1 protein-coding gene is annotated in these 299 nt (G+C 47.8%); it reads right to left on the reverse strand.

The window, feature by feature from the left end; translation table 11 throughout:
* Window positions 1-299 (reverse strand): group II intron maturase-specific domain-containing protein (locus tag LKE08_RS12990; protein WP_375341425.1); only part of this gene is annotated, 299 nt, incomplete at both ends.

Raw genomic sequence — 299 nt, forward strand, 5'->3', positions numbered from 1 at the left:
GTCGATGCGTTCGGTCTGACCAGCGTGTGGTAGACAATGGGAGTCCAGTTATGTTGTTGCAGTCGTAGACCATCCTTAGTTTGGAAAATCCACTTCTCCTTCCTTTCTTTCCCATTACTCAGTATCACTTTTCCTGTTCGGAAGTATTTCCTGAGCGTTTTATATTTGGCGTTTCCGCATCGTGATACTACCCATGCCCGCAGTTGTTGCCAGAGTATGTTGTCTAGCTTGCTGAGAATCTCCTTGGAGACTACCCCCGAGTAATACCTTGCCCATCCGGTGATGATGGGGTTGAGTCT

Origin of the sequence: Lyngbya sp. CCY1209 (genome assembly GCF_035615495.1) — a bacterium.
Taxonomy (GTDB): domain Bacteria; phylum Cyanobacteriota; class Cyanobacteriia; order Cyanobacteriales; family Microcoleaceae; genus Limnospira.